A 628-nucleotide genomic window follows, 5' to 3' on the forward strand; every position below is an offset into this window, starting at 1 on the left:
CTCCACACGCTGGCCTGCAGGCCGTAGTTCGAGTTGTTGGCCAGCGCAACGCCTTCGGCCTCGGTCTCGAACTTGATGATGCCCATCACGGGGCCGAAGATCTCCTCGCGGGCGATCTTCATGCCGTTGTTGACGTTGGTGAAGACGGTGGGCTCGACGTAGTAGCCACCGCTTTCCGTGCGCGCCTGCTTGCCGCCGGCCAGCACCGTGGCGCCTTCCTGGTGGCCGGCGTCGATGTAGCTCAGCACGGTGCGCAACTGCGTCTCGTCGACCAGTGCGCCCAGCTCGGTGCCGGCGTCCAGCGGGTCGCCCGGGGCGTACTTCGGCGCCTCGGCGGCCACCAGCTTGGCAAACTCTTCGGCAATGCCGGCTTGCACCAGCACGCGCGACGGCGCGTTGCAGCTTTCGCCCTGGTTGAAGAACATGCTGCCGGCCACGGTGCGCGCGGCGCGCTCGATGTCGGCGAAATCGTCGAACACCACAAACGCCGACTTGCCGCCCAGCTCGTTGTAGACGCGCTTCAGGTTGCTCTTGCCGGCGTACTCGTACATGCGGCGACCGACACGGGTCGAGCCGGTGAAGCCGATTGCGTCGACTTCCATGTGCATCGCCAGTGCCTCGCCGGCCT

The 628-nt window shown here is 66.6% G+C and carries 1 protein-coding gene; it reads right to left on the reverse strand.

All coding sequences use genetic code 11. From position 1 onward, the window contains the following. A partial coding sequence (locus tag AC1DYI_RS37845) for an aldehyde dehydrogenase family protein (RefSeq protein ID WP_477209182.1) occupies positions 1-628 on the reverse strand: 628 nt, incomplete at both ends.

Source organism: Ideonella sp. P3_A4 (assembly GCF_056403075.1).